Origin of the sequence: Paenibacillus sp. KS-LC4, assembly GCF_036894955.1 — a bacterium.
Lineage (GTDB): Bacteria > Bacillota > Bacilli > Paenibacillales > Paenibacillaceae > Pristimantibacillus.
This window is the reverse complement of record NZ_CP145905.1, coordinates 4,848,795-4,874,161: the sequence shown is the minus strand read 5'-3', so window position 1 is coordinate 4,874,161 and position 25,367 is coordinate 4,848,795. Positions and strand designations below refer to the sequence as shown.

Sequence of the window (25,367 nt, the reverse complement as noted above, 5' to 3'; positions counted from 1 at the left end):
GCGGAAGCTGCTATCGGGAAAGACTAATAAACTATATCAAGGCATAGTTTTTTTATATGGCTCAAACGAAAAGAAAATCGAAATGTAAATATATTGATTAATAGTCGCGTTAATGACACAATACACGGTGTATTGTAATATTGCGAACTTACGCTATGAGCTGCCTAAAGGAGAGTCCTATGATCATTAGAAAACTTAATTCAAATGAAGAATTTCCAATGGAGCTTTTGTTACTAGCAGATCCTTCTCGAAAGCTTGTTGAAGATTATGTTAAAAGAGGAGAGTGTCTCGTTGCTGAAGCGGAAAATCAACTTATCGGCTTATCGGCGTTTACGTCCTTCTGCCTACTAGGCCTGAAACCGTTGAATGGGTGAACGTCGCTGTGGCAGAAGAACGACAGGGGAGAGGGATTGGTAAACAACTAGTGCTACATGCCATTCAAACTTATATTAAGAGCTTATCGGAGGAATGAAGGATTCGCCCTCATTTCTCCGTTCGGCTTGATTCCCGATGATACATCTTTAGCTATGAGGAAAGCTTTGAAGGTTTATTTCTAATAGCTGATCAATCGTTTCCTTTGCGCCCTTCCAAGTGCTCATTACAGGCATAGTGTATTGCTCTCGCTCCTTCAGGTTCCAAGGATGGGGAATGCATAGCACCTTTTTGCCATCGGCTATCGCCGGGAGCAGGTTGTGTGGACCATCATCAATCAAAAGATCAAACTGAAGCAGGTTTTTCCGCCTGCAAGTAATAAACTGCGTGTCCGTAATAAACGGCATATGGCGCTGCAGCCAGTTCCATTTCTCCACGACCGTTATCGCATCCGCCGCCGTTACAATGATTACGTCATAGACGGCATTCAATTTCTCCATTTCCTCAGTAACATATTCATCGTATAGCTCCAGCTCCTCAAATAAACCTGGCCTGCAATAAAAAACTTCATGAGTGGAGTTGGGGTGCCGCAGATGCGTAGTATCCCACAAAGTCATGTCCTCATAACGCAGCTGATGCGTTGGAAATTCAAGATTATTGTAATATAATGCTCGTTTGACCAATTGGCAAATCGTATCGTCCATATCAACAGCTATAATTGGTTTCATTATCTGTTTCCTCCACCTATGAAAATCAACCGCCTCTCTATTGTACGATTTTTGTCCGGCTTGTACAGTTTGTTTCAACCTTTGAACAGCCATGCTTAGGTGGGACTATATATTTTTTTCTGGATCTAGGGCGTGTCTGAAAACCCGTTCAGTGGCCCCTATCACCGCCTTTCCGCCCCCTGCTTCGTTCCGTTTGCTTGCCGTACCTCCGGTACGCCTTCACAAATGCGCCTTGCATGGAACGAAAATTCGGCAAAATTGGCTGCTCTCAGCGTTCTCAGACACGCCCTAATATTTGCAAAAAAAAAGAGATCCGGCTGATAACAGCAGATCTCTTTTTTTGACGAATGATGTTGTTGAATGTTTAGGTGAAGCGATAGAGGCGCACGCCATGCGGCGGGATATTGACTTGCAGAGAGCCTGCTTGCAGCTCGGCTGGCTCTCCGCTCCACAGCTCTGTACCTTCGGCTGTGCTGCTTAGGCCGATTTGCTCAATCGCCAGATTAACAGGCAGCGGATTATCGCCAACGTTGAATACAGCTGCATAGCGGCCGCCGTCTGTATGTTCGGCTGTCCAGACGATGAGCTCACCCTCGCAGAGCGCTTCCTTGGCATTAAAGCTCTCGCGGTGCATGCGCAGAACCTCACGATTGGTCAGCAGTGAAAGCGTCCAGTCATCGTTATCGCGCAGCTCGCCGCCAAAAATCAGCGGCGAGCGGAAAATACTCCAGAGCGACATCATCGTCAGCTGCTCATCGCGCGTGAACCTCGTCCAGCGGTCTGCCCCGCCGCCGTCTACCGAGCGGATGCCAATATGTCCGAGCGGCAGCATATCGCAGTCCGGCCAAGTGCCCGCTTCGGGAACGCCTTGCCACTTTCGGCAGCGGTCGAACATATCCAGCAGCAGCGGCCACAAATCCCAGAAGTCGTCCGTAACCCGCCACATGTTGGCATGCTCGGTGAAAAACTCGGCGTATTCCACCGGAGCAGGACCAGGAGACAGACTTAGCACCATAGGGCGACCGCAGCGCTCAATCGCCTTAGAGATGAGAGCAATTTCCGGCTGATGAGTGTCGTACAGCCGCGATGCCGCGATGTCGTCCACCTTTATGAGATCGACGCCCCACTCTGCATACAATTGAAACAGCGAATCGTAGTAGGCCTGAGCGCCTTCCTTCGTCGCATCTACGCCGTACATATCCGTATTCCATGGACAGATGGAGTTCGTATGCGCAATATCGCGTGCCGTCGCAGCTGTGCCTAAGATAGGGGTAGCCGAGTGAGCAGCCTGCCGCGGAATGCCGCGCATAATATGAATGCCGAACTTCAGTCCAAGGCTATGAACATAATCGGCTAGTGGCTTGAAGCCTTGACCGCCCGCTGCGGAAGGAAAGCGGTTCTCGGCAGGCATCAGCCGGGAATGCTCATCCATGACCAGCGGAACGAAGGGACGGTATTGCGAGGAATTCGCTAGCGGCTCGTACCATTGTATATCGACGGTAATGTAGCTCCAGCCGAATGCCTTCAGATGCTCTGCCATATACTGCGCATTGCCGCGAATTTCGTCCTCTGTCACGGCTGCGCCGTAGCAATCCCAGCTGTTCCACCCAAGCGGCGGAGTTGGTGCTATATGTTTGTGATTCATAGTGATGCTCCTCTACTAATTAATTATTGCTCTTTATAATTCCATCATAGTAAAGGAGATTGGTGATATCTACAGTAATATTTCAAGACCAATAGCACTATATTGCGGTTAATCGAAAAATAACCTTCTGTAGCTAAGGCTTTCGCTTCCGCTCCGAAATTCACCTGGTGTAAGCCCGGTCAGGCTGCGGAACGCCTTAATGAAGTAGCTCCCGCTGGAGTAGCCAATTCGCTCGGCTATCGCTTCCATGCTCAGGCTCGTTCCCCGCAGCAGCTCCATAGCCTTCTCTATCCGCACGCGAGTCAAATAAGCGCCGGGCGTTAGACCTGTGCTAGCCGAGAAGCGGCGGATCAGATGGTATTTGGACAGGGAAACATGCTCGGAGAGCTGATCCATACTGATCATCTGGGCATAGTGGTGCTCTATAAATTCGGCGGCGAGCCTGATGCTCAATGACCAGTTCTCCCTGTCCCGCAGCGTCGTTACCTGCATTCTGGCGAGCTCGGTTACGAATTGATAGACGTAGGAGGAGGCAATGAGGGGATCAGTTATTCTTCCTGCCCCTGCATCCGCCACAATCATCCGCGACAGCCGGACGGGCGCACAGTCTATGGGCAAAGGGGGCACTTCACCCGCAGCCTGCAAAAATTTGCGCCAATGGGGCAAAATTAGGTTGGGCCGCAGCAGCAGGAACAGGAACTGCCAAGGCTCTTTCGAGTTCGGATGGTAGTAATAGCGGTGGGGACCGGGAATTTCAGCGAGAAAAGCCTGCCCGGCAGTAACCCGATGAATCCGATTGTCCGATTCAAACACACCCTCACCTGATAGGGTGTATTGGAACAATAGAAGAGGCCCATCATTCCGCTCCAGGCCATCCCAGCAGTAAGCAGAATCGGTAATCGCGTCATATCCAGCCGCATACAATACGCACAGCTGCAGCTCCTTATCCTCGGCAAACCGAAAGCCGTAGGTGCCTTTGGGAATGTCCATACATGTTCTCCTTTTTGTGAAAATACAGCTTGTCCGCCACGCCAGCAGCCAACCGATGATTGCCACATGCTGCTGTACTGCCCTCTATTGCGACCGACTCAAACCCAGCCCTTAAATGCCAATATGGATGCCTTCGCTGATTGCGCCTCCGATTTAGCCCCTTTGCGCCATTCTTTCGGCGTTGCTTCCATAAGCCTAGAAAAGCTGCGATTAAAGCTGGAAATGGAATGAAAGCCGACCTGCTCGGAAATCGAGAGAATGGAGGCGTCAGAGCTTTTGAGCAGCTTGCAGGCTTCCTCGATTCGGGTGCTGTTCAGAAAATCCAGAGGGGCGCTGCCCATTATTTCATGAAATTTTCTGCGGAAATGAGTCGTGCTTAAGTGGCATAGCTCAGCCAGAAAATCAATGGTAATAGAGGTCATATAGTTTGTCATCATATATTCTAGCGCGGGAGAGATGACAAAGTCATTTTTCATACTATGCTCCGCCTCTTGTTCAGCCCCTATTTCAGTCGCGGAATGAATTCGAATGAGCTCGATATAGAGGGATAGCAGCAAGCCGTAGGCGCTTTCCTGATAATACGGCTTTTGCTGCTGCAATTCCTCTACAATCGACGTCGCAAGAGTATATACCTTAGGGTACTGCTCCTTATTTAAAATGTAGTTTTTTCCCTGCATTCTTAACAAATTCGGCTCGAAGCTACTGTAAGCGCTTTTAAAGGAAGAGTGAAACAGCTCCTCCGGTGAAAAAAAGAGATAGGACCACAGGCTGGCTGTGCGAGGCGCGCTATATGTCGTGTGCGGGAGATATCTGGGAAGAAAGGTCACGTCTCCCGCTTTAAAAGGGACGGTTTCTCCTTTAATCTCCATGCTGCCGCTATCCGAATAGCAGATGCCAATTTCCAAATGATTGTGGAAATGAAGATGCTCGCTTTTAATATCTGAAATCCGCCAGCGTTCTCCGCTTAACAGCAGGACAGGGAAGCTGATGGGCAGGCTGTAGTGGCGGTATTCAATGACAGGCTTCTTTTTTCTGGGCATGCTCGACGCTCCCATTCTCCATACGTTAATTTGAGTTGATTATAGGCGAAAGGGCTTCTAAATTCAATGAAAGGGCAGGAATAAATGATTGAAATTGCACATTTTTTCTGCGAATACGCTTAGATATAGAACATTTTACTGCTTACAATAGAGATTATGAAGCGTTTACAATATGTCAGATGGCTCTTAACTACCTTTGAGGGCATATGCGAGGGAGAGGGGATTTTTATACATGCTGCAAATTAACTATGACAGAGAAGAAATATTGAGTGTGATTGATCAGGTTGCCAAAAAAACGTTGGCTATGGATTTAACATGGGACTGGCCCTGTGGAGTCGCTTATTACGGCGTATCCAGAGCTTACCAGACAACTGGAAATAAAGAGTATTTGGACAAGCTTATCAGTTGGGCGGATGAATATATGGAGCTGGGCTTGCCGGACTGGACGGTCAACACCTGTGCGATGGGCCATGTGCTGATTACCTTATATGAAGAGACGGGCAACCAGAAATATTGGGACATTGTCATGAGCAAGGTTGATTATCTGCAAAATAGCGCGCTGAGATTCGGGGACCATGTGCTGCAGCATACCGTATCCATTTCTAACGATTTTCCCGAGCAGGCGTGGGCGGACACGCTGTTTATGGCGGCATTTTTCCTGCTGCGGGTAGGCAGCAAGCTTCAGGATCAGGCGATGATTGAGGATGCTCTGAATCAATATTACTGGCATATTAAATATTTGCAAAACCCTAGCACCGGGCTCTGGTACCACGGCTACAATAATGTGAAGCAGGATCATATGTCCGGGTTTTACTGGGCGAGAGCGAATGCTTGGGGCGCCTATACGATGTCGCAGGTTAAGCCGCTTTTGAAGGAATGGTATTTGTACCCGCAATGCATGGACGTAGAGTGCTCGGTTCGGGACCAACTGGCCGCACTGAAGCTTGTGCAGACGGAGAATGGCTTGTGGCGAACCTTGCTTGATGACGAGGAATCCTATGAGGAGGTATCTGCATCCTGCGGCATTGCGGCGGCTATGATCAATAATGGCAATCCGCTGCATACGAAATATGTGCAGAAGGCGCTCAAGGGCATTTTGGAAAATATAAGCGCAGATGGACGAGTGCTTGGTGTTTCTGGCGGTACGGCCGTCATGAAGGACCGTGAAGGGTATCGCAACATTCCAAAAGATTGGATTCAAGGCTGGGGGCAAGGCTTAGCACTCGCTTTTCTATCCGATATGGTGAAATAGGAGGGAATCCATTTGTCGAAAAAAACGACGGGGGCCTTTACCCTTCCGGGTGAATCCGGCTATGAGGCACTGACCTTGGAATTAGCCGAGCGCTGGGGCGCTGACGTCATTCGTGACAGCGATGGTACGAAGCTGTCCGATGAAATCATCCATGCAGGGTATGGGATCTATTCTACAATCTGTATCGTTAGAGACCATAATGAATGGGCATCGCAAAATTTGGATAAGCTCCAGCAGTGTTTTTTAATTACGCATCCGAAGGTAGCCGTGCAGGATTACTTAACCATCTATGTGATGGAGGATTTCTTCGCTGAGCAGTTCAAAGTAAATGACTCCAAGGAAGCGTTTAAATATTGGCAAGTGGTTGACCGAACGACTGGGGAGGAGGTTCCGCGAGACCAGTGGAACTATGATCGCGAAACGGGAAATGTCGTCCTTACCGGAATTATGCCTTGGCATAAATATACGGTGAGCTTCATGGCTTACCGGATCTGGGAAGAAATCTCCATGTATAATCACACCACGAATAACTGGACTAAAGAGCATCTCATGCAGATTGATCCGATGTACGCAGATACGCAGGCGTATATGCTGAACTGGATGGAAAACTGGTGCGCTCAGCATAAGGAAACGACGGTCGTTCGGTTCACCTCCTTATTTTATAATTTTGCCTGGATTTGGGGCAGCAGCGAGCGCAATCGCCATTTGTTCTCGGATTGGGGCTCCTATGATTTTACGGTGAGCGCCAAGGCGCTTGACCTGTTCGCCAAGCAGTACGGCTATTCGCTGACGGCCGAGGACTTTGTAAATGGCGGCAAATATCGCGTCAGTCATATGCCCGCGGAGCAGCGCAAGCTCGACTGGATGGCTTTTATTAATGATTTTGTCATCGGCTTCAGCAAGCGGTTGATTGACATTGTCCATCAGCACGGCAAGCTGGCCTACGTTTTCTACGATGACAGCTGGGTCGGCATGGAGCCTTATAATGACCGCTTTCAGGAGTTTGGCTTCGACGGGATGATCAAATGCGTATTCTCGGGTTACGAAGCAAGGATGTGCTCAGGGATCAAGGTGGACACGCATGAAATCCGGCTGCATCCTTATTTGTTCCCGGTCGGCTTAGGCGGGCTGCCTACCTTCATGGAGGGCGGCGATCCGACACTGGATGCCAAAAAATACTGGATTAATATTCGCAGGGCTTTGCTAAGAGAGCCGATTGATCGAATTGGCTTGGGCGGCTACCTGCATCTCGTAGAGCCGTACCCGGATTTCTGCGATTATATCGAGAAGATTGCCAATGAGTTTAGGGAAATCAAGGAGCTGCATCAGCAAGGAAAGCCTTATCAGATCAAGACGAAGGTTGCTGTTCTGCACAGCTGGGGCAAGCTGAGATCATGGACGCTGTCGGGCCATTTTCATGAGACCTATATGCATGATCTGATTCATATTAATGAGGCGCTATCTGGCTTGCCGGTCGAGGTGGGCTTCATTGATTTTGAGGATATTCGCCAAGGAAGGCTGAAAGATTATGATGTGGTGATCAATGCAGGCTCGGCCGGCTCAGCCTGGAGCGGCGGATATCACTGGAACGACAGCAAATGCGTGGACATCCTGACCAAATGGGTGTATGAGGGTGGTACGTTTATTGGGGTTAACCAGCCTTCGGCGGTTGAAGGGTATGACAGCTTTTTCAGAATGGCCCATATTCTCGGTGTGGATGAGGATACCGGTGCCAGAGTCGTTCATGGCAGGTGGACTTATGAGGCCAGCGATGAGCATGGTCTGATCCCTGTCGGGGCAAGCATTAAAGCGAAGAAGGGGATTTACCTTACTGATGGATCAGTTACTGTGGCACAGGAGTCGGACGGAAAAATCACGCTGTCCATACATGCTTTCGGCAAAGGTAAGGGAATCTATCTTCCTTCATTCGAATTAAGCTTGGAAAATACTCGCCTGCTGCTGAACCTGCTCCGCTATGCTGGCAACGAGCAGCATGAAACAAAATACCTGACCGACAACCTATATACAGAGTGCGCGTATTACCCGGAAAGTAAAATGCTCGTTGCAATTAACAACAGCGACCAGCCGCAAAGCACGACCATTGATACGGAATATGGACAGCAGACGTTTGAGCTAGCTCCGTATGATACGATGATCAGGACGATTGGCGGTTCATAAAAATAGAACACGAATGAATCTGCAAGTTGTCCAAATGTAGAACAAATAATGCAAAAAGGCAGCAGGCAGCTCATATGGGCTGCCTGCTGCCTTTTTGCATTATTCCGATTTAAGTTATTTTGACCCTGTCGATTGCTGTCATTGTTAGCACTTGTAGAAACAGGGGGAAACGAGGGAGTAAAGAAAGAAAACAAGAGAAAAAAGAGGAAGTTTAAGATGTTAAAAAAAGGAATTTGATACCAAATATCTATTTATAATTAATAACAAAAATGGTAATTTTATATACGTGACTGGCCAGTCCATTATATGAGAGTGTATAGGGAGAGACGTTAATTTATGAAGAAAAAACTAATGGCTATGTTAAGTACATTTATTCTAGTTGCAGTGCTTGTGCTTCCGGCAAGTGCGAGTGCCGCTGTGTATGTCCCGCCGTTTGAGCCTGATAGTGCAAGCAATCCGCACATATTTAGTGCGGGAGATTGGTCTTTTCCTACTTTAACGCCTGGGGATAAAGATTATTTCAAATTTACGAATACGTTTTCGTACACTAGAACATATACGCTAATTGTGGATAGTCCCGATGGCTTTAACTATGTTCCAGGCTCTATTAATGCAACAGGCGTGCAGTTGATTAACCCGGTAGTACAGGAATTTGGCTATTATCGCTACGACATTGTGTGTAATCCAGGTGCCGTTGTAAATATTGAAATTGGAGCCCAAATTAGTGGATACTCACCGAATACTTATTTTATTGTTATCATTTAAGATGAACTGAACAATTAATAAGTACAGTAGATAAAGATTTAAATGGATTATATCGAAAGCATCGGAGATTCGAAGCCTGCTGGCAGCGGGCTAGGGGTCTCTTTTTTTAACTGGAAATTTCGTAGTAGAGCATTGTGGAGTATAGAAAAAATATTCTCCAATCAGCAAAGAGATTGATATTACAAATTTCTTTCTAAACAATATCGGGTTTATCCTCCAAAGGCAGAGTCAGCTTAAACCTGAAAATGCTGTTTTTATGATCAAGGGTTAAGGTTCCGCCATGCAGCTCAATAATGTTTCTGGCAATCGAAAGGCCGAGCCCGGCACTCGCTTGTATGCCATCATTGCTTCTGGAGTGGTCTACTTTATAAAAGCGGTCGAAGAGCTTATTTTGTTGCTCCTGTGTAAGAGGCTGCCCTTTATTTTCGACTACAATAGTCATATGATTTTTGTCCGTTTTCATAAAAATGCGGATGGTTCCCGGCTTTATGGAGTACTTCAGCGCATTCATCAAAAGATTTTCGATGGCTCGGGCCATTTTTTCGCTGTCTATGCGAGCAAGCAGGGGCGTATTGCCGATATCAGTTTCAATCTGAAGATTATTTTCCTGGGCGATAGGCTCAAATTCAAAAAGCAGCTGATACAGCAGCTGATGCACGTCAATCCGTTTTAAATCCAATTTCGTTTCGATCGAGCTAAGGCGGGTATAATCAAATAAATCATCAAGCAGCTTCTTTAAATGAATCGCTTTGTTATATGTGTTTTGAACAAAACGCGAATATTCGTCCTTATCTTTATAGGACTCTGATTTCAAAAGCTCGATATAGCCGATGATGCTGGTCAGAGGCGTTCGCAGGTCATGTGAAATGCCTGTAATCATCTCCATACGAGATTTCTCTAATTCACGTTCCTTCACGATTTGCTGCTCAAGGCGCTCTGTCATACGATTAATGTTATAGGCAACTCGGCCAAGCTCATCATGCCGATTGACAGCTACCCGATAATTCAAATTCCCTTCAGTAATAAATTGCAGCCCGCGCTCAAGGGTAATTAAATCCTTAACGATACGTCTAGTTAAAATTAGAAAGGTCAAAATAAAAATGACCATAAATATCGGGGTGATCAGATAAGGAAAAAAAGAGAGCAGCCAAGGCGATTCCATGGAGGTGCCTATCTTTTCAAAAAGCAAAATAAGAAAATTATTTATAAAAACAGAGATGATGATACTTAGGGCGATACGGCTCAAAATGTTAACTTGAATTTTTTTCTGGCGTTTTGGCTTTTGCACCGAGTCATTCAATTTTGTAGCCAACTCCCCATACCGTTTTAATATATTGAGGCTCTCTTGGGCGCTCCTCTAATTTTTCCCGCAAATTACGAATATGTACCATGACGGTATTGTCTGAATAACCGTAAGGCTCCTTCCATACGCTTTCGTATATTTTATCAGCGCCGAATACTTGCCCGGGACGGCTGGCAAGCAGCACCAGAATAGCGAACTCCAGAGGGGTCAAGGATATATCCTTGCCTTTCAGCTTAACGGAATGTTTATTCTTATCAATGACAAGATCCTTGATTAAAATAAGCGAGTCATACTCTTCTTTTCCAATTAGCGATTGCCGCCGCAGTTGGGCTTTTACTCGAGCCAGCAGCTCTAATGGGTTAAATGGCTTCACCATATAATCATCTGCGCCAGTCGTTAGGCCTGTAATTTTATCAATGTCTTCTTCCTTGGCCGACAGCATAATAATGGGGATATTCGATATTTCTCTAATTTTAAAGCAGGCTTGAATGCCATCCATCCGCGGCATCATCACATCCAAAATGACAAGCTGGATGGATTCAGATTGTATGGCAGCTAAAGCTTCCAGACCATCTGCGGCTTCAATGACTCGATATCCTTCATTTCGTAAGTAGACATGGATGACATCTCTAATCTCCGAATCATCATCTACAACAAGCACGGTATGCATGACAGGCTGCTCCTTTTATGAGTTTGTAAGGTCAATACGGGTGAGAATTTTTTCAATAATAAATGTATCGGACAAATGTTTTTTCATTTGAAACAAAATTGTTTATTTCGACTAAAGGTTTTCCTTCTTGCGGCACGTATATACGAAAGCCGGGGGGAAATTGAAGGGCACAAGCTCGATTTTTTCAATAATAAAATGTTCGGAAAATTGTTTTTTCATTTGCAGGGAATATTGGAAGGCGATAAAGGCTCCACCTGGCTTGAGAGCTTTGATCGTCTGCTCAAGCAGCGTTTCTCGCAGCTCGCTGGAAAAGTTAAAAAAGGGCAATCCGCTGACAATACAATCCAACTGCTCAATGCCTTCTTGCTTCATCCTCTCAACTAAGTGACAGGCGTTTGGATGACTGATGAAATCCGGATATTCCGACTGTAAATTTTTCCTCATCAAATCATCCATTTCAAACAACAGCACTTTAGCGGACCCGGATAACCGTTTATTAATAAAGCGTGTGATTGCCCCTGTACCCGCTCCAAGCTCAGCGACCGCCTTAACATTGTGCAAGGGGATAGAGCTAACCATCTTTGTTGCCAGAAATCGAGAGCTGGGCATAACGCTTCCGACTCGTTTCGGGCTTTGAATAAAGCGTTGCAAAAAAAGTAGACATTCCCTGATGCTCAATGGATGTACCTCCAATATTTCGTTTTTCTTGATGGCTAGGCTAGCAGATGAGTGCCAAAGTATTTGCCGACCGTAAAAAATGTAATGGTCCAAAATAAAACGCTAAGATAGGAAAGCAGTGCAAACCTTCTGAATTTTACACCGCTTAGCCCGATGAACAGAGGGAGAATATACCGTACGACTGGAATAAATACGCCAATGCACATCGCCCAATCCCCTCGTTGTTTAAAAATCTCTTCCGCCCGCTGAAACGGTCGCTTATGCTGAAACTTGTATATTAATCTCTCTCCAAAAATTCGGCCCGCACAATAGGAGAGCGAAATGGCTGTTAATAGCCCGCTTAAAATGCAGATATAGGTTACCCACGGATCTAAAGCATCGGTGCTGCTCAACATGCCGCCTGTAAGGATCGTTATTTCATTCGGGACAGGAATGCCAAAGGGCCCTAAGGAGAAGGCTAAATAAAAAATCAGATAACCGTGCTGCTCGAATAGCCGCAGGATTGTGTCGCTAAGCATGATGAGCCTCCTCGTTTGTTTTGCTAGAGAAATCATAACGAAAACTTCTGAGGAGCTTATGGGTAACTTTCTAAAGAAAATCTAAAGAATAGAACTAAAAAATAGAACTTTTCTAGAGGCAATCGGGAGGTCACTTTGTTATGCTGTAAATTTCTAAGTTTGGTATACTGAAACGGATTGGAATTATATTCATTTATTTTCTGAAAGTATAGTAGGCAAAAAGAAAATTTGGAGGTCATTTTATGTCAGAATATTTTTTGGTATTCGAAAATAAGGAGGGACTGCCCATGCATATGGAAGCAGACTCGATCATTCATATTGCGTAACCTATTAAAAATTTATATACATGGAGGTAAAATGATGGGGATTGAATGGTATGACATGATTGCTAGAAGAAATGGCGGTTATAAAAATAATGCGGTATTTACCATTGAAGGAGTTTCAGCGGAGCCGATATTTGAAGCAAAACTTGTGGATATGCTGCCAAATTTTAATTCAGTGCTTGATGCGGGATGCGGACATGGGGATTTTACACTTAAGATGTCGAGGCATGCGAAATCAATCATTGGATTTGATAATTCCTTTGAAATGATTAAAATTGCTGAGACGTTGTTAGAAGAAAGTAATGTGAAAAATGCTAGGTTTGTATACGCTACGACCAAGAGCGACTTGCCCTTTAAGGATGAACAATTTGACTTGATTTATGATAGAAGAGGACCAACCTCAATATTAAATCACAGTAGAATCCTTTGTTCTGGAGGCACGATATTCGGAATTCACTCGGGAGCATTGGACACGGTTAAAAACAGATTAAACAGTAATGGTTTCATTAACATTGAAATTGAAGAATTTAATAGCGCGCTTATTTTTTTCCCTAATGAGATTGAATTTGCTAAGTTTATTTCAGGAAGTCCCGGAAATCCCGATTATACTAAGCCTGAGTTAAAGAAGGAACTAGAAGTGAAGATTGAACAGAGTAAAATGAACGGAAAGCTTGGATTGAGAGAGTATAGATATATATGGAAGGCAAACAAGCCTTGATGTTATACAAAAAATGATATTGGCTAAATTCGAGGTGATAATGATGGACAGGGAAGATATTTGATTAGAACGCATTGGATTAGAACCGGAGCTAAAGTATTACAAGAAATTAGGTCGTTGCTAATTGAAGAAACGAATTCTTCCAATACAGAAGAACATGCGTATTTATAAACGCTCTGTATCTTGCTATTTACCTTTGGATACCCCGAGGACACTCTTCTTACCTGGAATGCTAAGAGGAAAGGTTTTGATGCAGGCTGCTATATTGATGGAGACTTATAACATAAAAGCTTTGAATATAATTAAAAGGTATTGGATAAAGTATAACTGCCTTCATATTTAAACTTAGACAGAACAAATCAGCGTATCATTGAACCATATCTTTATAGACGGCATGATCAGCCTCCAGGCTGTACATGCGGTCTTTTTTTATTATGAAGCTAAGCCTGCCTGCATAGGGGTTACGACAAATGTAGCGTTCGAATCTAGGAAGCGGCACCACCAACTCAGCTAAATAACCAGTGTCTGGAAGGTTCATGGAGATTTATGCTCTTGTGAAGGCGTTCACATCATTTTCAACAATTTTGATCAATAATAGAGCAATATAGTGCTGATTTTATTTGAATGCCTATGCTACAATTCATTATAAAGCGCTATCATTTTTGATTGTTGATCAATATTGCTTATCTTACCCATAGAAGGGAGGCCGTTATTGGTGCTATCCATCCACACCCCGACGAATGTTGCTCTGGAGGAAAATGAAGTTTATGTGCGCTCAGAAGCGGATAATTTTCAGGATGAATGGCCTATTCATACTCATGACGGTTATGAAATTCATTATTTTATACAGGGGGATGCCACCTTCTTAATCGGTGACAGGATTTACAAGCCTTCGCCCGGTGACATGTTTGTATTTAGGGGGGCGGTGCCGCACCGGGTTAATCCTTCAAGAGAAATCGTTTACAAACGAAGCTTCGTCAATTTTACAGAAGCGTTGCTTTTGGATTTGCTAAGCGTCAGCCAGCTCGACAATCTGATGTCTATTTTTCGTCATCCTAATGGATTGTTGGTGCATTGGTCCTTGGAGGAGCGTGAACAAATAAAAGGCATATTCAAAGGAATTAAGGAGGAGATGGAAGCCAATCATACAGGATATAAAATGATGGTCAAGATGAGTCTGACGCAATTGCTGCTGCGCATCTACCGAAAAATGAAGATGGAGCAGTCTGAAAATGAGCCTTCAGCTCCTTCCCAGAAGCAAACAAGTGTAAGCCGCGTTCTTAACTATTTGAACCAAAATTACACGGAGAATGTTTCTTTGGATGACCTGTCCAAGATGCTTCATTTGAATAAGTATTACATTTGTCATTCCTTTAAAGAGACAACAGGCTACACCATAAGCAATTACGTAATAAGGAAACGGGTGGCTGAAGCCAAAAAGCTGCTGTTGTCTACGAATGAGCCGATTTTGTCCATATCAGAAACACTCGGCTTCAACACACCTGAATATTTTAGTAGAGCTTTTAAACAATATGTAGGTGCATCGCCACAGCAATTCCGTAAAAACAAAGTGCTTAGCTAAGCGAAACCATTACACCATTTAAAGGAGATGTTTGTATGAAACGTAAAACGAACCTCAAGCTCAGTCTTAGCCTGGTTTTAATCATGACGCTCATTATGCTAACGGCTTGCGGCAATGCCGGCACTAACACTGGCAATACTGGCAAAACGGATAGCGGCGGAGGTACCGAGAAGGCTACTCTTGATTTCTTATGGTTCTCAGATGGGAATGAAGGTGAAGTCATGAAGGGAATCATTAAAGATTACGAGCAGGCCAATGCCAATGTCAAAATCAATCTGATTGAAGTCGGCTTTAAGGATCTGCAAACCAAATTGAAAACGATGATTTCCGGCGGTAAGCCGCCTGCTCTGAGCCGTATCACGGATACAGGATCATTCGCTAATCAGGCAGTGGATCTTACTCCATACGTCGACAGTGCAGAGCAATTCGAGGGTCAATTTATTGATTCGCTCAAGCCTTATTATGTGATTAATGACAAGCTGGTCGCAGCTCCTATGGATGTAACAGCGAATGGACTGATTTACAACAAAACCTTGTTTGATAAAGCGGGCGTCAAAGTGCCGACTTCACCAGATGATGTGTGGACGTGGGATGAGTATACAGCTGCGCTGAAAGAGGTTATGGCGAAGGGCGGAGCAAGATACGGCATGGTTTGGGATGTCACGCCGCATAGATGGTCTACTCTTCTGTATCAGAACGGCGGAAGCATCTTAACGGAAGACGGCAAAGCAGCAGCGATTAACAGTGAAGCTGGAATTCGCACTATGGATATGTTCAAGCAGCTTCATAAAGATGGAATTATGCCTGATTCCGTATGGCTTGGCGGAGAAAATCCTAATAATCTATTCCGTTCAGGCACGGTGGCTGCTCACTGGGCAGGCAACTGGATGATCAGCAACTACAAGGACATCACTGATTTTGAATGGGGAGTTACCTATATGCCGAAAGGAACACAACGTTCCTCGGTACCAGGTGGAAAATTCCTTATGGCTTTCAAAGATAGCGGCAATGAGAAAGAGGCAGCTGAATTTATTAAGTATTTAACGTCCAAAGAAGTGAACTCTAAATATAATCAGGAATCTCTGTTCATGAGTCCGCGCAAGGACAGCGCTGTGCTGGATTATTCATTTGGCAAGGAAATGTATCAGGTTTTCTCGGATGAGCTGAAAAATACTTCGCCGCTTGCAGCAAATGACTGGTCCAGACAGACCATCATTTCTAAAATTTCGACTGATTTGAAAAATAATATTATTGATGTTCTATCGGATAAGGCGACCTCTCAGGAAGCAATGGACAAGACAGCCAAGCTGATTAACGATGCTATTGCAAACCAATAGGCCAGCCTAAGAAGGCAATGATCGACAATAAAGAGGCGGCGGATCTATATCCGTCAAGCCGCCTCTTTATAGAATTTATTTGAAAGGGGTAAGCAGATGAGCGGAGGTCAAAGTTTAAACCGTAAAAAGCAGACAGGACAGACGAGGAAACTCGCCATTGCTCCTTATCTGTTCGTTCTTCCTAACCTCCTGATCTTCGGTGTTTTTATCGTAATTCCCTCTTTATTGGGCTTGTATTATTCTTTCCATGTTTATGATGGCTTGAATCCAATGAAGTTTAATGGGCTCGGCAACTATATCAAGATTATTGGGGATAAGGAATTTTGGACGACGATTGGACGAACAGGAATTTATGCAGCGATTGTCGTTCCGCTAATTTATGCAGTAGCATTAGGAATTGCGATGATGCTTGCACGCGAGATTAGAATGAGAGGCCTTTTTAGAGCCATATTTTACTGGCCGACGATGATTTCTTTTATTATTGTTGGTTTGACCTGGAAGTGGATTTTTGGAGATTCATTCGGCATTCTGAATCATATGCTTACTGTGATCGGAGTGGAGCCTATCGGCTTCCTAACCTCGCCATTTTGGGCCAATGCGGCTGTTATTATCGCGACCGTATGGTCACGAGCCGGATTTTTCATGGTCATTTTTATAGCGGGCTTGCAAGCAATCCCTACGGATTACTATGAGGCCGCACGATTGGATGGAGCAACGGGCATCAAGGTGTTCCGTCATATTACTCTCCCGCTTCTGAAGCCTACAAGCTTGCTCGTATTCATGCTCGCTCTTATTGATGCGTTCAAAGCGTTTCCCCTTATGTTTGCGCTTACGGGCGGCGGACCGGGTAAAGAAACGACCTATATTGTTCAATATATTTATGAGATTGGTTTTACGAAGCAGGAGCTTGGTCTGGCTAGTGCGATGTCCGTGATGTTGTTTATCATTATCGGCGGGTTCTCTGCTCTGCAATTCCGTATGTCCAAGGGAGGTGCTGTTTAATGGAGCTTAAGCCTCTAACTAAAATTACCATCTACAGTATATTAAGTGTAGCAGCACTGTTTTGGCTGCTGCCGGTATTATGGGTCGTCATTTCTGCTTTAAAAACGAATACGGATCTGTACAGTTATCCTCCTAAGCTATGGCCGCAGCCCTTAACCTTCGAGCATTTCACGGCAGCGTTCAACAAAGGAAATTTTGGCTTGTATTTCAAAAATAGTACGATCGTGACGCTATCCTCAACGATTTTGCTGCTCCTGATCAATTCCATGGCAGGCTTTGCACTCGCAAAGTACCGCTTCCGCGGCAGCTCTATTATATTGATCGGTTTTATATCCACCCTGATGATCCCGATTGAGGTTATCATGATTCCGATCTTTAAGGTGCTGAGCGCACTTGGCATGTATAACAGCATGCTTGCGATTATTATCCCTCCCGCAGCAACTCCAACCGGGGTGTTCCTGATGCGACAGTATTTGCTGACTGTACCGGATGAGCTGCTCGAAGCAGCACGTATGGATGGAGCGGGGGAATGGAAAATTTACTGGAGTATTATTCTTCCTATTGCCAAGCCTATTCTTGCTGTATTGGCGATTTTCTCCTTTATGTGGAGATGGGATGATTTCCTATGGCCATTAATAGCAATTAGTGATCCAGCTAAATATACGATTCAGCTTGCACTTTCTAATTTTATTGGCGAATACAGCGTGGACTGGGGAAGCTTGCTTGCCATGTCCGTAATCACGATGATTCCAGTGCTTATCGTTTTTCTCGTTTTCCAGCGTTATTTTGTTAGCGGTATGATTACTTCAGGGATGAAAGGATGATTTGAGTGTCTGACGCCTTAAATTATAAGCCAATGAAATTGGGCAAAAATCAAATGATTAATCATTGGATGATTAGCGGGATTTATACGCAGCCTGTAAAATTTGTCCCGACGACGATGGAGGGAGATATTAATGATTGGCTTATTGAGGGTTTTGCCATTCATGAGAATCCTTGCCGCAAGGAATTTGTAGAAAATCGGAGAATGCAGCCCCCGGCTCGCTTCTTCGAGCAATGGAATGAATTCCCATCGCCAGGAGACACACCGAAGGGAATAGAGGATGGAATGCCTTGGGAGATTTATTCCCCTTGGAATAATCCGAGAGTAGAGAGATCGGGCTTTTGGTTCGTTCCCACTCATCTGCGCAGCTATGCGGCGACACGGGTTGTATCCCCTACTAGCCATACGGCCTCTTTACGGGTGAGAACCTATGGCAGCTTGGCGCTGTGGATTAATGGACAGCAAGTAACAGACTTTGCCCCGCTCACCCGCAACAAGGAGCAGGAAATCGTCATCGAGGCTCAGCTTACAGCCGGATATAATGAAATTTATGCGTGCTGGGAGGATCTTGCCGAACGGGATACGATGTATGCTTTCGCAGTGGAATATTTAGGCGGCGAGGAATTGGAGATTTCTTTACCTATCGCTCCTGATTTGGTTCAGCTTGTGCAAGCGGCAGAGCAGGCATTGGAACAGGCTTATTTTCCTTCGGATCTTTTTAAGGGGGAGGAAATTAAGCTGCGGCTTCCGCTTCCCTTTCCTTCTATCGTGACAGAGGCTGATATTCAGTACGGTAATTTTTTTGATGGTACGGAAAATAAAACGATAAGCATATCCGAGGGCGCGACGGATTTAACGTTGGGGCATACGAATGAGATTGGCCATCATTACGTCTATTTCACATTAACCATCTCTGTTTCAAATGTTGTATTGACGAAGAAATTCGGCTGTCAAGCGTTTGATACGACCTATGATGAGGCTGCGCAGCATGCAGCAGATATAGAAGCTCGCAAATCCCTCGCCCTTCGTTGTATTGCCGAGAAGGGGAGTCCTAATATACACAAAGCTATCGCCATGCTGAAAACAGGAGGCGATATCCAGGCAGCGGAGAAGATTTTGCTGGATGGTGTGGAAGGCATAGAGCAGCGTAAGGATTGCAGTGATTTCTACCTGGTCGGGCTGTTCCGCCTTTGGAGAGATGAGCGCAACAGCGGTCTGTTTACGGAAGCGTTCTGGGATCGGGTGAAAGCAAGCATTTTAGGCTATCGCTATTGGATTGATGAGCCGGGTGATGATGTGATGTGGTTTTTCAGTGAAAACCATGCTCTATTGTTTCACACCAATGAGCTACTGGCCGGACAACTTTTCGGGGAAGAAACGTTCAGCAACAGCGGGGAATCCGGTAACGTGCATCGTGAAAAAGCTGAGCAGAGGCTCGCGTTATGGTTCGAGCGCTTCTTTGATGAAGGGCTTGCAGAATGGAACTCTAGCGCTTACATTCCTATAGATGCGGTAGGGCTGCTGCATATTTATGAATTTGCCCTTAGCGAGCAACTACGGGAGCAAGCCAAAAAAGCGATGGATCTGCTTTACTATTATATTACGATTCAAATGCACAGAGGCGTTATGACGACAACCTTCGGACGCAGCTACGAGAAGGAATTGCTCGGCCATTATGCAGCGGGAACGACATCCATGTGCTGGATCGGATATGGAGTCGGCAATGTTAACAATTATTCGATAAGCAATGTCGCCTTGTGTTTATCGAATTATGAGCCGCCAGCAGCGTATCAGGAGCATTTGCTGCTCAGTGAAAAACAGCAATTAGTGTTCAGCAACCAGCAGGGCAAGGGAGGGTATGCCCAGCTTTATCATAATCGGACTGCGGAGTACACCCTATCGTCTATTATTCGCTTCCGCCCAGGCAAGCAAGGCTATCAGGAGCATGTCAACCATTTATCTCTGTCCCCTGAAGCGCAAATTTGGGTAAATCATCCGGCGGAAATCTATAAGCATGGAGATGGCAGACCTTGCTTCTGGGCAGGAAATGGCATATTGCCCGATGTAGTTCAGCATGAGGGAATAGCATTAATGATTTTTGATATTCCGACTACTCATAGCTCAGATTGGACTCATGCTTATTTTCCTTCCTATTCCTTCACGGAATGGACAAGGGAGGGCAACTGGTATTTTGCTCGTCTGGATAAAGGATATGCGGCCATTTATGCGGCCAATGGGGCAGCTATGGAGACAGTTGGGGTGACGAAGGAGCGTGAGCTTATCTCGCACGGCTTACGCAACGCCTGGATCATCAGGGCAGGCAGCGAGCAGCAGTTCGGAAGCTTCGATCAATTCAAAAACCAAATGGTAGCGGCAAGCCCGCAATTCGATAGTCAAGCCTTATCTCTTACTCTAGTAGACCCGATGCATGGTCAAATACAGTGGGGAATGGATAAGCCTTTCCTTATAAAAGGAGAGGAAATCGTGCACGGCGGTTATGGCGTGAGAGGGCAATTACAGCTGCTGGACATGTAGCACTCACCGAGCCTGGGGCAACAAAGCAAAGGAGCGAATACGAACATGCTGAACAAGACGATGCTGCTGGAGAAAATAAAGAAGGTATCCCATGCGATGGAGTCCATGGAAAACACAACAATGGATGAGCAGTTTCCCATTGGACTAATTGATATTCACTTATGGGAATGGCCGCAAGGTGTCGGTCTATATGGCTTGCTTCAGCTTTATGAGGCAACGAAGGATGCTGAGGTGCTGGAATTTCTGGATTCCTGGTACAAGGCCAGGTTAATGGAAGGCTTGCCTGAAAAAAATGTGAATACCTGCGCACCGCTTCTTACGCTAATTTCGTTATGTGAGATTACGGGGAACAAGGAATATGAGCGTGTCTGTGAGGAATGGAGCAGTTGGATTATGGATGGGCTGCTGCGTACGGGAGATGGCGCATTTCAGCATATGATAACCGGAGATGCCAATGACGGGCAAATTCTAATAGATACCCTTTTTATGACGGTTCTATTTTTGGCGAAGGCAGGTATTTACTTCAATAAACCGGAGTATGTGGAGGAAGCTAAGCGACAGTTCCTTGTGCATATCAAATATTTGTATAATAAGAAAACCGGATTATTCTATCATGGTTGGGATTTTAACGAAAATCATAATTATGGCGCTGTGCATTGGGGCAGAGGCAATGCATGGTACACGGCGGGAGTCATTGATTTCCTTAATATCGCGCCGCTAGAAGAAGGGCTGAAAGCCTATTTGCTGGATACGGCGACTGCTCAAATTAGAGCGCTGAGCAAGCTTCAGGAAGAGGATGGCATGTGGCACACCGTACTTGATGAAGCGGACTCTTACAAAGAAGCGTCGGCAACGGCGGCGATTGGCTACGGCATTCTCAAGGGAATCCGCTATGGCTACTTAGATGAATCCTATCGTCAGACAGGCTTGAAGGCACTTGAAGCTGTACTGCGGCACATTGATGATAATGGAGTCGTACAGCAGGTGTCCTACGGAACTCCTGTCGGCCATGATGCCCAGTTCTATAAGGATATTCCGCTTAGCCCGATGGGCTATGGACAGGCGCTGACTTTGTTCGTCCTCATAGAGGGCTTGAACGCTGCTGGCACCGAATAATAGCAAGACTTGCTTGTGGGGAGGATATGGGAATGAAGGTTCCTGTATCCTCCCTTTTTTTGCGATTTTATAGTAATATTATTCCAAGCCATAAGGTGTAATTCAGACGGGGGAATAGTTATGAAAAACTCCATGATAAATTTATCAAAAGCACAGTTTGAAAAATCAAGAGAATTTATTATGAATCAAGGAAGAAGGCTTGAGCAAGCGTTATTTCAGTTTGAATTTGAGAGCGGGACTACAGATAACGTCGTTAGGGAGTTAACCAGATATCAGAATGATGATGGTGGATTTGGCAAAGGACTTGAGCCGGATTTGCGTTGTGATGCATCATCAGTGCTTGCAACAACTACAGCTTTACAGATCCTATCTAGCATGAAAGTTTCAAGAGATCATGAATCCGTTGCTAGAGCAATGAATTACCTAGCTAGGCAATATTCAAGAGAGCATATGGGATGGGAGATCATCCCTGTGGAGGCAGATGAAGCCCCGCGGGCAATATGGTGGAATTATCAAGGGCATAGCCCGCAATGGGGAAATCCGAATGCAGAAGTATTGGGCTATTTTTATCAATATAATAAGACCTTGCCTGATCATATCGTGAGTGAAATCACTGTGAAAGCAACGCAATATCTAGACAATTGTGAAGAGCTAGAAATGCACGAAATTTACTGCTATCTGAGATTAGCTGCTCGAATGTCGGGTGAACGATTGAATCATTTTATGAAAAAACTGGAGCATTTTTTAGATTTATGTGTAGTTGTGAAACAGGAGGATAGAAAGGGCTATTGTGCTACGCCCCTGCAAGTTGTTGATTCTCCGGCGTCTCTTTTTTATCATAAGTATTCCGAGGCTATTCCAGCAGAGCTTGATCAGATCATCATGAGTCAATCTACGGAAGGTTGTTGGCAACCGAACTGGAGCTGGGGAAGATTTGAGGAGGAGTGGAAGTTAGCTGAAACAGAATGGGCAGGTATTATTACTTTAAATACGTTAAAAACGTTGCGAGCATTTAATAGAATAAGCGATTGAGCTGAAGGGTGCGAAAGGCAGGTTGGAAAATGAGGATAAAATTCAATTCGACAACCATTGAATTAATAAAGGGGGATATTACAAAATCTGAAGTGGATTGTATTGTCAATGCTGCAAACACGAGCTTACTTGGCGGTGGGGGCGTAGATGGCGCCATTCACCGTGCTGGTGGAAGTGAAATACTTGAACAATGCAAACAAATACGAGCTAGACAAGGTGGTTGTGCTGTAGGCGATGCAGTTATAACGACGGCTGGTAAGTTGAGCGCGAAGTATGTCATACACACAGTGGGTCCGGTATGGAACGATGGAAAGCTTGATGAGGAGAAAAAACTGCAAAGCTGCTACATAAATAGCTTGGAATTAGCAAGTAAGCATCATATAAGAAGCATAGCGTTTCCTAATATAAGCACAGGTATATATCGTTTCCCCAAAAACGTTGCAGCTCAAATTGCGCTGACATCAGTCAAACATTATATTGAACTGCATCCAGTCATAGATCACATACAGTTTGTTTGTTTTGATGAAGAAAACGATCATATCTATCAGAAGATGCTTGAAGAATTGTATATGTAGGTTCAAGAAGACAGGTAAATCAAAAGTCAGATCCTTAGGGGGCAAAATATGTTCAAATCCATCATAGATCAGGATTCCTATATTTCACTTTTAGAAAATAGACATGCGGAAGAATTATTTGAGTTAATTGATAAGAGTCGAGACAGTATTGGAGAATGGCTTGATTTTCCCAATCATACACACGAAATTAATGATACACGGAAATTTATCAAACGAACGTTAAGTTCATTTGCAGCTAATAACGGCTACTGGGTTGGGATTTGGCATAAAGAAAAACTAGCGGGATCAATTGGCTTTTTATATTTTAATTGGCAAAGCAAGAAGACGGAAATCGGATATTGGTTATCTAAGGATTTTGAAGGATTGGGTTTAGCAACCAAGGCGTGTTCCGTATTTATGAAACATGCTTTTGAAGAACTAAAATTAAACAAAGTTGAAATATGCGCGGCTACCAGCAATATTAGAAGTAGAGCCGTTCCTGAGCGCTTAGGGTTTACGGAAGAGGGAACCATTCGCTGCTTCGAATTTCTAAACGGCAAATATTTAGATCGAGTAACTTACGGGATGATTGGTGAAGAGTGGAGAGGAAGTTCCAAAGCCTAAAAAAATTTTTCAACCTGATGCAAAACCATTGTTGAAACCTTACATTTTGATCGAATTAGTCGATTAAAATTCTCTAAAGTGATTTGTGATGAGATAGTTACTGCAAACGGTATTTTTGCCAATCAGATTGGAAGCTAGCCTGTAGCTTTGCGTTTTACTAGGGGAGTGAATAACATGGAGTTAATCAAATTAAAACATACAAAAACAGAGTCAGATATTCAAAGTCATTTAATACGAGAACATCGTGCTTTATTTAATGACGAAAGTAAATCAAGATTGCTTGAGATGATTAAATCTTTTTTTCCTGAGATGAGAACGGCTTATATTATTTTTTGGTTGCCAGAGGAGTCAGAAGATATCGTAACTCTACTTATTAATAACAATACAATTGCAAGTATAGAATTTGATAGATATGATACTAGCATAGAACCTATAGTAGAGAGTAAGCCAATAGATCGTCATTATATAAAGGGTCTTAGAAGATATCCGCAGCTTACGATTGCTGTTGCAGTAGAGCTTGCTAATTCTGATCTTATGTCACACCGGAATTAAATGTTATATTGAAGGGAGCCATCCCCGTGCTTGTCGTTCACTGGTCACGGAGTGTACTGTTTTCCCGTAACGGGACATCTTTCTTTGGATCGCTGGTGGATGAAGGCATTAAAAAGCTTCAGAAAAGATGGCAAGCGATATAACGGTTTTATTTTCGGTTATATATAATAACAAAAATATGATAAGAGCCAATGGAAGGAAGCCCAGCGCTTCGACTAAAGGCTCATTTTGGAGCATAAGGAGCTTTTATGGACATTGAAATCAATATGTTTCTCATCTTAGGCCTATTTATTGTGCTGGCAGCGGGTTTTATTCAAGGATTAACGAGCTTTGGCTTCGCGTTAGTGACCATGCCTTTTTTGGTGAAAATGATTCCGCTACAAGAGGTCGTCCCAATCGTTGTCATCCTCAGTCTATGTACAAATATGATCGTACTTCTAAATAGTTGGCGGCATGTAGCCATTCAGAAAATATGGATATTAATCCTTTCCAGCCTATTGGCGGCCCCGCTGGGAACCTTTTTGCTTGTCTATCTAAATGCAGACCTTCTAAAAGGATTTACGGGTATATTCATTATTGCTTTTGCCAGCCTATTGTTATTAGGGAAATCCTTCCCTGTCCGTAATGATAAAATCGCTTTTATCCCTATCGGCATGACAAGCGGGTTATTAAATGGAAGCATCTCGCTCAGTGGTCCTCCGGTTGCATTGTTTTTGTCCAATCAGGGATACAGCAAAAATGAATTCAGAGCGAACATCACCGTATACGGCGTCATATTAAACATGATTACAATTGGCACATTTTATTATAGCGGCTTATTGACTCCAAAAGTGGTAATGTACACCTCGCTATTTGTTCCAAGCATGTTAATCGGTGTTTTTATTGGCATTATAGCGATCAAAAAGTTGAATGACCAGCTGTTTAAAAAGCTGACGCTGTGGCTCATCATCCTCTCGGGGTTGTGGACGATTCTGGGTTCTTTGAAGCTCGTGTAGAGCAACCTGATGACACTTAGTATTGCTTCCTCGAT

The 25,367-nt window shown here is 44.6% G+C and carries 23 protein-coding genes and 1 pseudogene; 16 read left to right on the top strand and 8 right to left on the bottom strand.

The genetic code is table 11. The annotated features are described in order from the left end of the window. Nucleotides 1-179: 179 nt before the first annotated feature. Nucleotides 180-445 (top strand): annotated as a pseudogene (locus tag V5J77_RS20645) (GNAT family N-acetyltransferase); the annotation flags it as partial. A 76-nt stretch (nt 446-521) separates the two neighbouring features. On the opposite strand, the gene V5J77_RS20640 reads toward V5J77_RS20645, so the two are convergent. From V5J77_RS20640 to V5J77_RS20625, 4 genes are all read right to left on the bottom strand, one after another. Beyond that, complete coding sequence (locus V5J77_RS20640; RefSeq protein WP_338556961.1) at nt 522-1,103, bottom strand: hypothetical protein; 582 nt, start codon at nt 1,101-1,103, stop codon at nt 522-524. Between the two features lie 361 nt (nt 1,104-1,464). Beyond that, on the bottom strand, nt 1,465-2,745 hold the full coding sequence (locus V5J77_RS20635) for a glycoside hydrolase family 27 protein (RefSeq protein WP_338552716.1): 1,281 nt from the start codon (nt 2,743-2,745) through the stop codon (nt 1,465-1,467). A 108-nt stretch (nt 2,746-2,853) separates the two neighbouring features. Then, nucleotides 2,854-3,735, bottom strand: a complete 882-nt coding sequence (locus V5J77_RS20630; protein ID WP_338552715.1) for an AraC family transcriptional regulator — start codon at nt 3,733-3,735, stop codon at nt 2,854-2,856. A gap of 98 nt (nt 3,736-3,833) precedes the next feature. Beyond that, nucleotides 3,834-4,775 carry an AraC family transcriptional regulator gene (locus V5J77_RS20625; RefSeq protein WP_338552714.1) on the bottom strand — a complete coding sequence of 314 codons (942 nt, stop codon included), beginning with the start codon at nt 4,773-4,775 and terminating at the stop codon, nt 3,834-3,836. 232 nt (nt 4,776-5,007) lie between these two features. On the opposite strand from V5J77_RS20625, the gene V5J77_RS20620 reads away from it, so the two are divergent. From V5J77_RS20620 to V5J77_RS20610, 3 genes are all read left to right on the top strand, one after another. Beyond that, nucleotides 5,008-6,027, top strand: a complete 1,020-nt coding sequence (locus tag V5J77_RS20620) for a glycoside hydrolase family 88 protein (RefSeq protein ID WP_338552713.1) — start codon at nt 5,008-5,010, stop codon at nt 6,025-6,027. Between the two features lie 12 nt (nt 6,028-6,039). After that, entirely contained in the window at nt 6,040-8,205 is a 2,166-nt protein-coding gene (gnpA, locus tag V5J77_RS20615) for a 1,3-beta-galactosyl-N-acetylhexosamine phosphorylase (RefSeq protein WP_338552712.1), read from the top strand. Nucleotides 8,206-8,541: 336 nt separating this feature from the next. Beyond that, on the top strand, nt 8,542-8,970 hold the full coding sequence (locus V5J77_RS20610) for a hypothetical protein (RefSeq protein WP_338552711.1): 429 nt from the start codon (nt 8,542-8,544) through the stop codon (nt 8,968-8,970). Between the two features lie 193 nt (nt 8,971-9,163). On the opposite strand, the gene V5J77_RS20605 is transcribed toward V5J77_RS20610, so the two are convergent. From V5J77_RS20605 to V5J77_RS20590, 4 genes are all read right to left on the bottom strand, one after another. After that, nucleotides 9,164-10,270 carry a HAMP domain-containing sensor histidine kinase gene (locus V5J77_RS20605; RefSeq protein ID WP_338552710.1) on the bottom strand — a complete coding sequence of 369 codons (1,107 nt, stop codon included), beginning with the start codon at nt 10,268-10,270 and terminating at the stop codon, nt 9,164-9,166. Continuing rightward, nucleotides 10,263-10,943 (bottom strand): response regulator transcription factor, encoded by a 681-nt coding sequence (locus V5J77_RS20600; protein ID WP_338552709.1) that lies wholly within the window; start codon nt 10,941-10,943, stop codon nt 10,263-10,265. The genes V5J77_RS20605 and V5J77_RS20600 overlap by 8 nt, the downstream gene beginning before the upstream one ends. A 111-nt stretch (nt 10,944-11,054) precedes the next feature. Further along, on the bottom strand, nt 11,055-11,621 hold the full coding sequence (locus V5J77_RS20595; RefSeq protein ID WP_338552708.1) for a methyltransferase domain-containing protein: 567 nt from the start codon (nt 11,619-11,621) through the stop codon (nt 11,055-11,057). Nucleotides 11,622-11,656: 35 nt separating this feature from the next. After that, nucleotides 11,657-12,139, bottom strand: a complete 483-nt coding sequence (locus tag V5J77_RS20590; protein WP_338552707.1) for a DedA family protein — start codon at nt 12,137-12,139, stop codon at nt 11,657-11,659. Between the two features lie 357 nt (nt 12,140-12,496). On the opposite strand from V5J77_RS20590, the gene V5J77_RS20585 reads away from it, so the two are divergent. From V5J77_RS20585 to V5J77_RS20530, 12 genes are all read left to right on the top strand, one after another. Then, nucleotides 12,497-13,180: a class I SAM-dependent methyltransferase gene (locus V5J77_RS20585; protein ID WP_338552706.1), complete on the top strand. Its 684-nt coding sequence runs from the start codon at nt 12,497-12,499 to the stop codon at nt 13,178-13,180. Between the two features lie 715 nt (nt 13,181-13,895). Further along, nucleotides 13,896-14,762 (top strand): AraC family transcriptional regulator, encoded by an 867-nt coding sequence (locus V5J77_RS20580; protein WP_338556959.1) that lies wholly within the window; start codon nt 13,896-13,898, stop codon nt 14,760-14,762. A 35-nt stretch (nt 14,763-14,797) separates the two neighbouring features. After that, nucleotides 14,798-16,099, top strand: coding sequence for a sugar ABC transporter substrate-binding protein (locus V5J77_RS20575; RefSeq protein ID WP_338552705.1), 1,302 nt, complete (start codon nt 14,798-14,800; stop codon nt 16,097-16,099). Nucleotides 16,100-16,195: 96 nt separating this feature from the next. Then, nucleotides 16,196-17,101, top strand: a complete 906-nt coding sequence (locus V5J77_RS20570) for a sugar ABC transporter permease (protein WP_338552704.1) — start codon at nt 16,196-16,198, stop codon at nt 17,099-17,101. After that, nucleotides 17,101-17,925, top strand: coding sequence for a carbohydrate ABC transporter permease (locus V5J77_RS20565; protein ID WP_338552703.1), 825 nt, complete (start codon nt 17,101-17,103; stop codon nt 17,923-17,925). Before V5J77_RS20570 ends, V5J77_RS20565 begins: the two co-directional genes overlap by 1 nt. A gap of 5 nt (nt 17,926-17,930) precedes the next feature. Continuing rightward, a complete protein-coding gene (locus V5J77_RS20560) occupies nt 17,931-20,459 on the top strand; it encodes a hypothetical protein (protein WP_338552702.1) in 2,529 nt (842 codons plus the stop codon). A 45-nt stretch (nt 20,460-20,504) separates the two neighbouring features. After that, a complete protein-coding gene (locus tag V5J77_RS20555) occupies nt 20,505-21,575 on the top strand; it encodes a glycoside hydrolase family 88 protein (protein WP_338552701.1) in 1,071 nt (356 codons plus the stop codon). Nucleotides 21,576-21,695: 120 nt separating this feature from the next. Next, nucleotides 21,696-22,607: a hypothetical protein gene (locus V5J77_RS20550; protein WP_338552700.1), complete on the top strand. Its 912-nt coding sequence runs from the start codon at nt 21,696-21,698 to the stop codon at nt 22,605-22,607. Nucleotides 22,608-22,636: 29 nt separating this feature from the next. Further along, nucleotides 22,637-23,182, top strand: coding sequence for an O-acetyl-ADP-ribose deacetylase (locus V5J77_RS20545; protein ID WP_338552699.1), 546 nt, complete (start codon nt 22,637-22,639; stop codon nt 23,180-23,182). A 48-nt stretch (nt 23,183-23,230) separates the two neighbouring features. Next, nucleotides 23,231-23,785 (top strand): GNAT family protein, encoded by a 555-nt coding sequence (locus tag V5J77_RS20540; protein ID WP_338552698.1) that lies wholly within the window; start codon nt 23,231-23,233, stop codon nt 23,783-23,785. Nucleotides 23,786-23,959: 174 nt separating this feature from the next. Continuing rightward, a complete protein-coding gene (locus tag V5J77_RS20535; RefSeq protein WP_338552697.1) occupies nt 23,960-24,337 on the top strand; it encodes a hypothetical protein in 378 nt (125 codons plus the stop codon). Between the two features lie 248 nt (nt 24,338-24,585). Further along, entirely contained in the window at nt 24,586-25,332 is a 747-nt protein-coding gene (locus tag V5J77_RS20530) for a sulfite exporter TauE/SafE family protein (protein ID WP_338552696.1), read from the top strand. The last annotated feature ends 35 nt before the right edge of the window (nt 25,333-25,367 follow it).

What these genes read in the sequence shown, in the direction of transcription:
- V5J77_RS20565 (WP_338552703.1), top strand. Translation starts at nt 17,101, where the DNA reads ATGGAGCTTAAGCCTCTAACTAAAATTACCATCTACAGTATATTAAGT.
- V5J77_RS20635 (WP_338552716.1), bottom strand. Translation starts at nt 2,745, where the DNA reads ATGAATCACAAACATATAGCACCAACTCCGCCGCTTGGGTGGAACAGC.
- V5J77_RS20625 (WP_338552714.1), bottom strand. Translation starts at nt 4,775, where the DNA reads ATGCCCAGAAAAAAGAAGCCTGTCATTGAATACCGCCACTACAGCCTG.
- V5J77_RS20545 (WP_338552699.1), top strand. Translation starts at nt 22,637, where the DNA reads ATGAGGATAAAATTCAATTCGACAACCATTGAATTAATAAAGGGGGAT.
- V5J77_RS20555 (WP_338552701.1), top strand. Translation starts at nt 20,505, where the DNA reads ATGCTGAACAAGACGATGCTGCTGGAGAAAATAAAGAAGGTATCCCAT.
- V5J77_RS20570 (WP_338552704.1), top strand. Translation starts at nt 16,196, where the DNA reads ATGAGCGGAGGTCAAAGTTTAAACCGTAAAAAGCAGACAGGACAGACG.
- V5J77_RS20630 (WP_338552715.1), bottom strand. Translation starts at nt 3,735, where the DNA reads ATGGACATTCCCAAAGGCACCTACGGCTTTCGGTTTGCCGAGGATAAG.
- V5J77_RS20540 (WP_338552698.1), top strand. Translation starts at nt 23,231, where the DNA reads ATGTTCAAATCCATCATAGATCAGGATTCCTATATTTCACTTTTAGAA.
- V5J77_RS20550 (WP_338552700.1), top strand. Translation starts at nt 21,696, where the DNA reads ATGAAAAACTCCATGATAAATTTATCAAAAGCACAGTTTGAAAAATCA.
- V5J77_RS20590 (WP_338552707.1), bottom strand. Translation starts at nt 12,139, where the DNA reads ATGCTTAGCGACACAATCCTGCGGCTATTCGAGCAGCACGGTTATCTG.
- V5J77_RS20530 (WP_338552696.1), top strand. Translation starts at nt 24,586, where the DNA reads ATGGACATTGAAATCAATATGTTTCTCATCTTAGGCCTATTTATTGTG.
- V5J77_RS20575 (WP_338552705.1), top strand. Translation starts at nt 14,798, where the DNA reads ATGAAACGTAAAACGAACCTCAAGCTCAGTCTTAGCCTGGTTTTAATC.
- V5J77_RS20600 (WP_338552709.1), bottom strand. Translation starts at nt 10,943, where the DNA reads ATGCATACCGTGCTTGTTGTAGATGATGATTCGGAGATTAGAGATGTC.
- V5J77_RS20610 (WP_338552711.1), top strand. Translation starts at nt 8,542, where the DNA reads ATGAAGAAAAAACTAATGGCTATGTTAAGTACATTTATTCTAGTTGCA.
- V5J77_RS20620 (WP_338552713.1), top strand. Translation starts at nt 5,008, where the DNA reads ATGCTGCAAATTAACTATGACAGAGAAGAAATATTGAGTGTGATTGAT.
- V5J77_RS20585 (WP_338552706.1), top strand. Translation starts at nt 12,497, where the DNA reads ATGATGGGGATTGAATGGTATGACATGATTGCTAGAAGAAATGGCGGT.
- V5J77_RS20535 (WP_338552697.1), top strand. Translation starts at nt 23,960, where the DNA reads ATGGAGTTAATCAAATTAAAACATACAAAAACAGAGTCAGATATTCAA.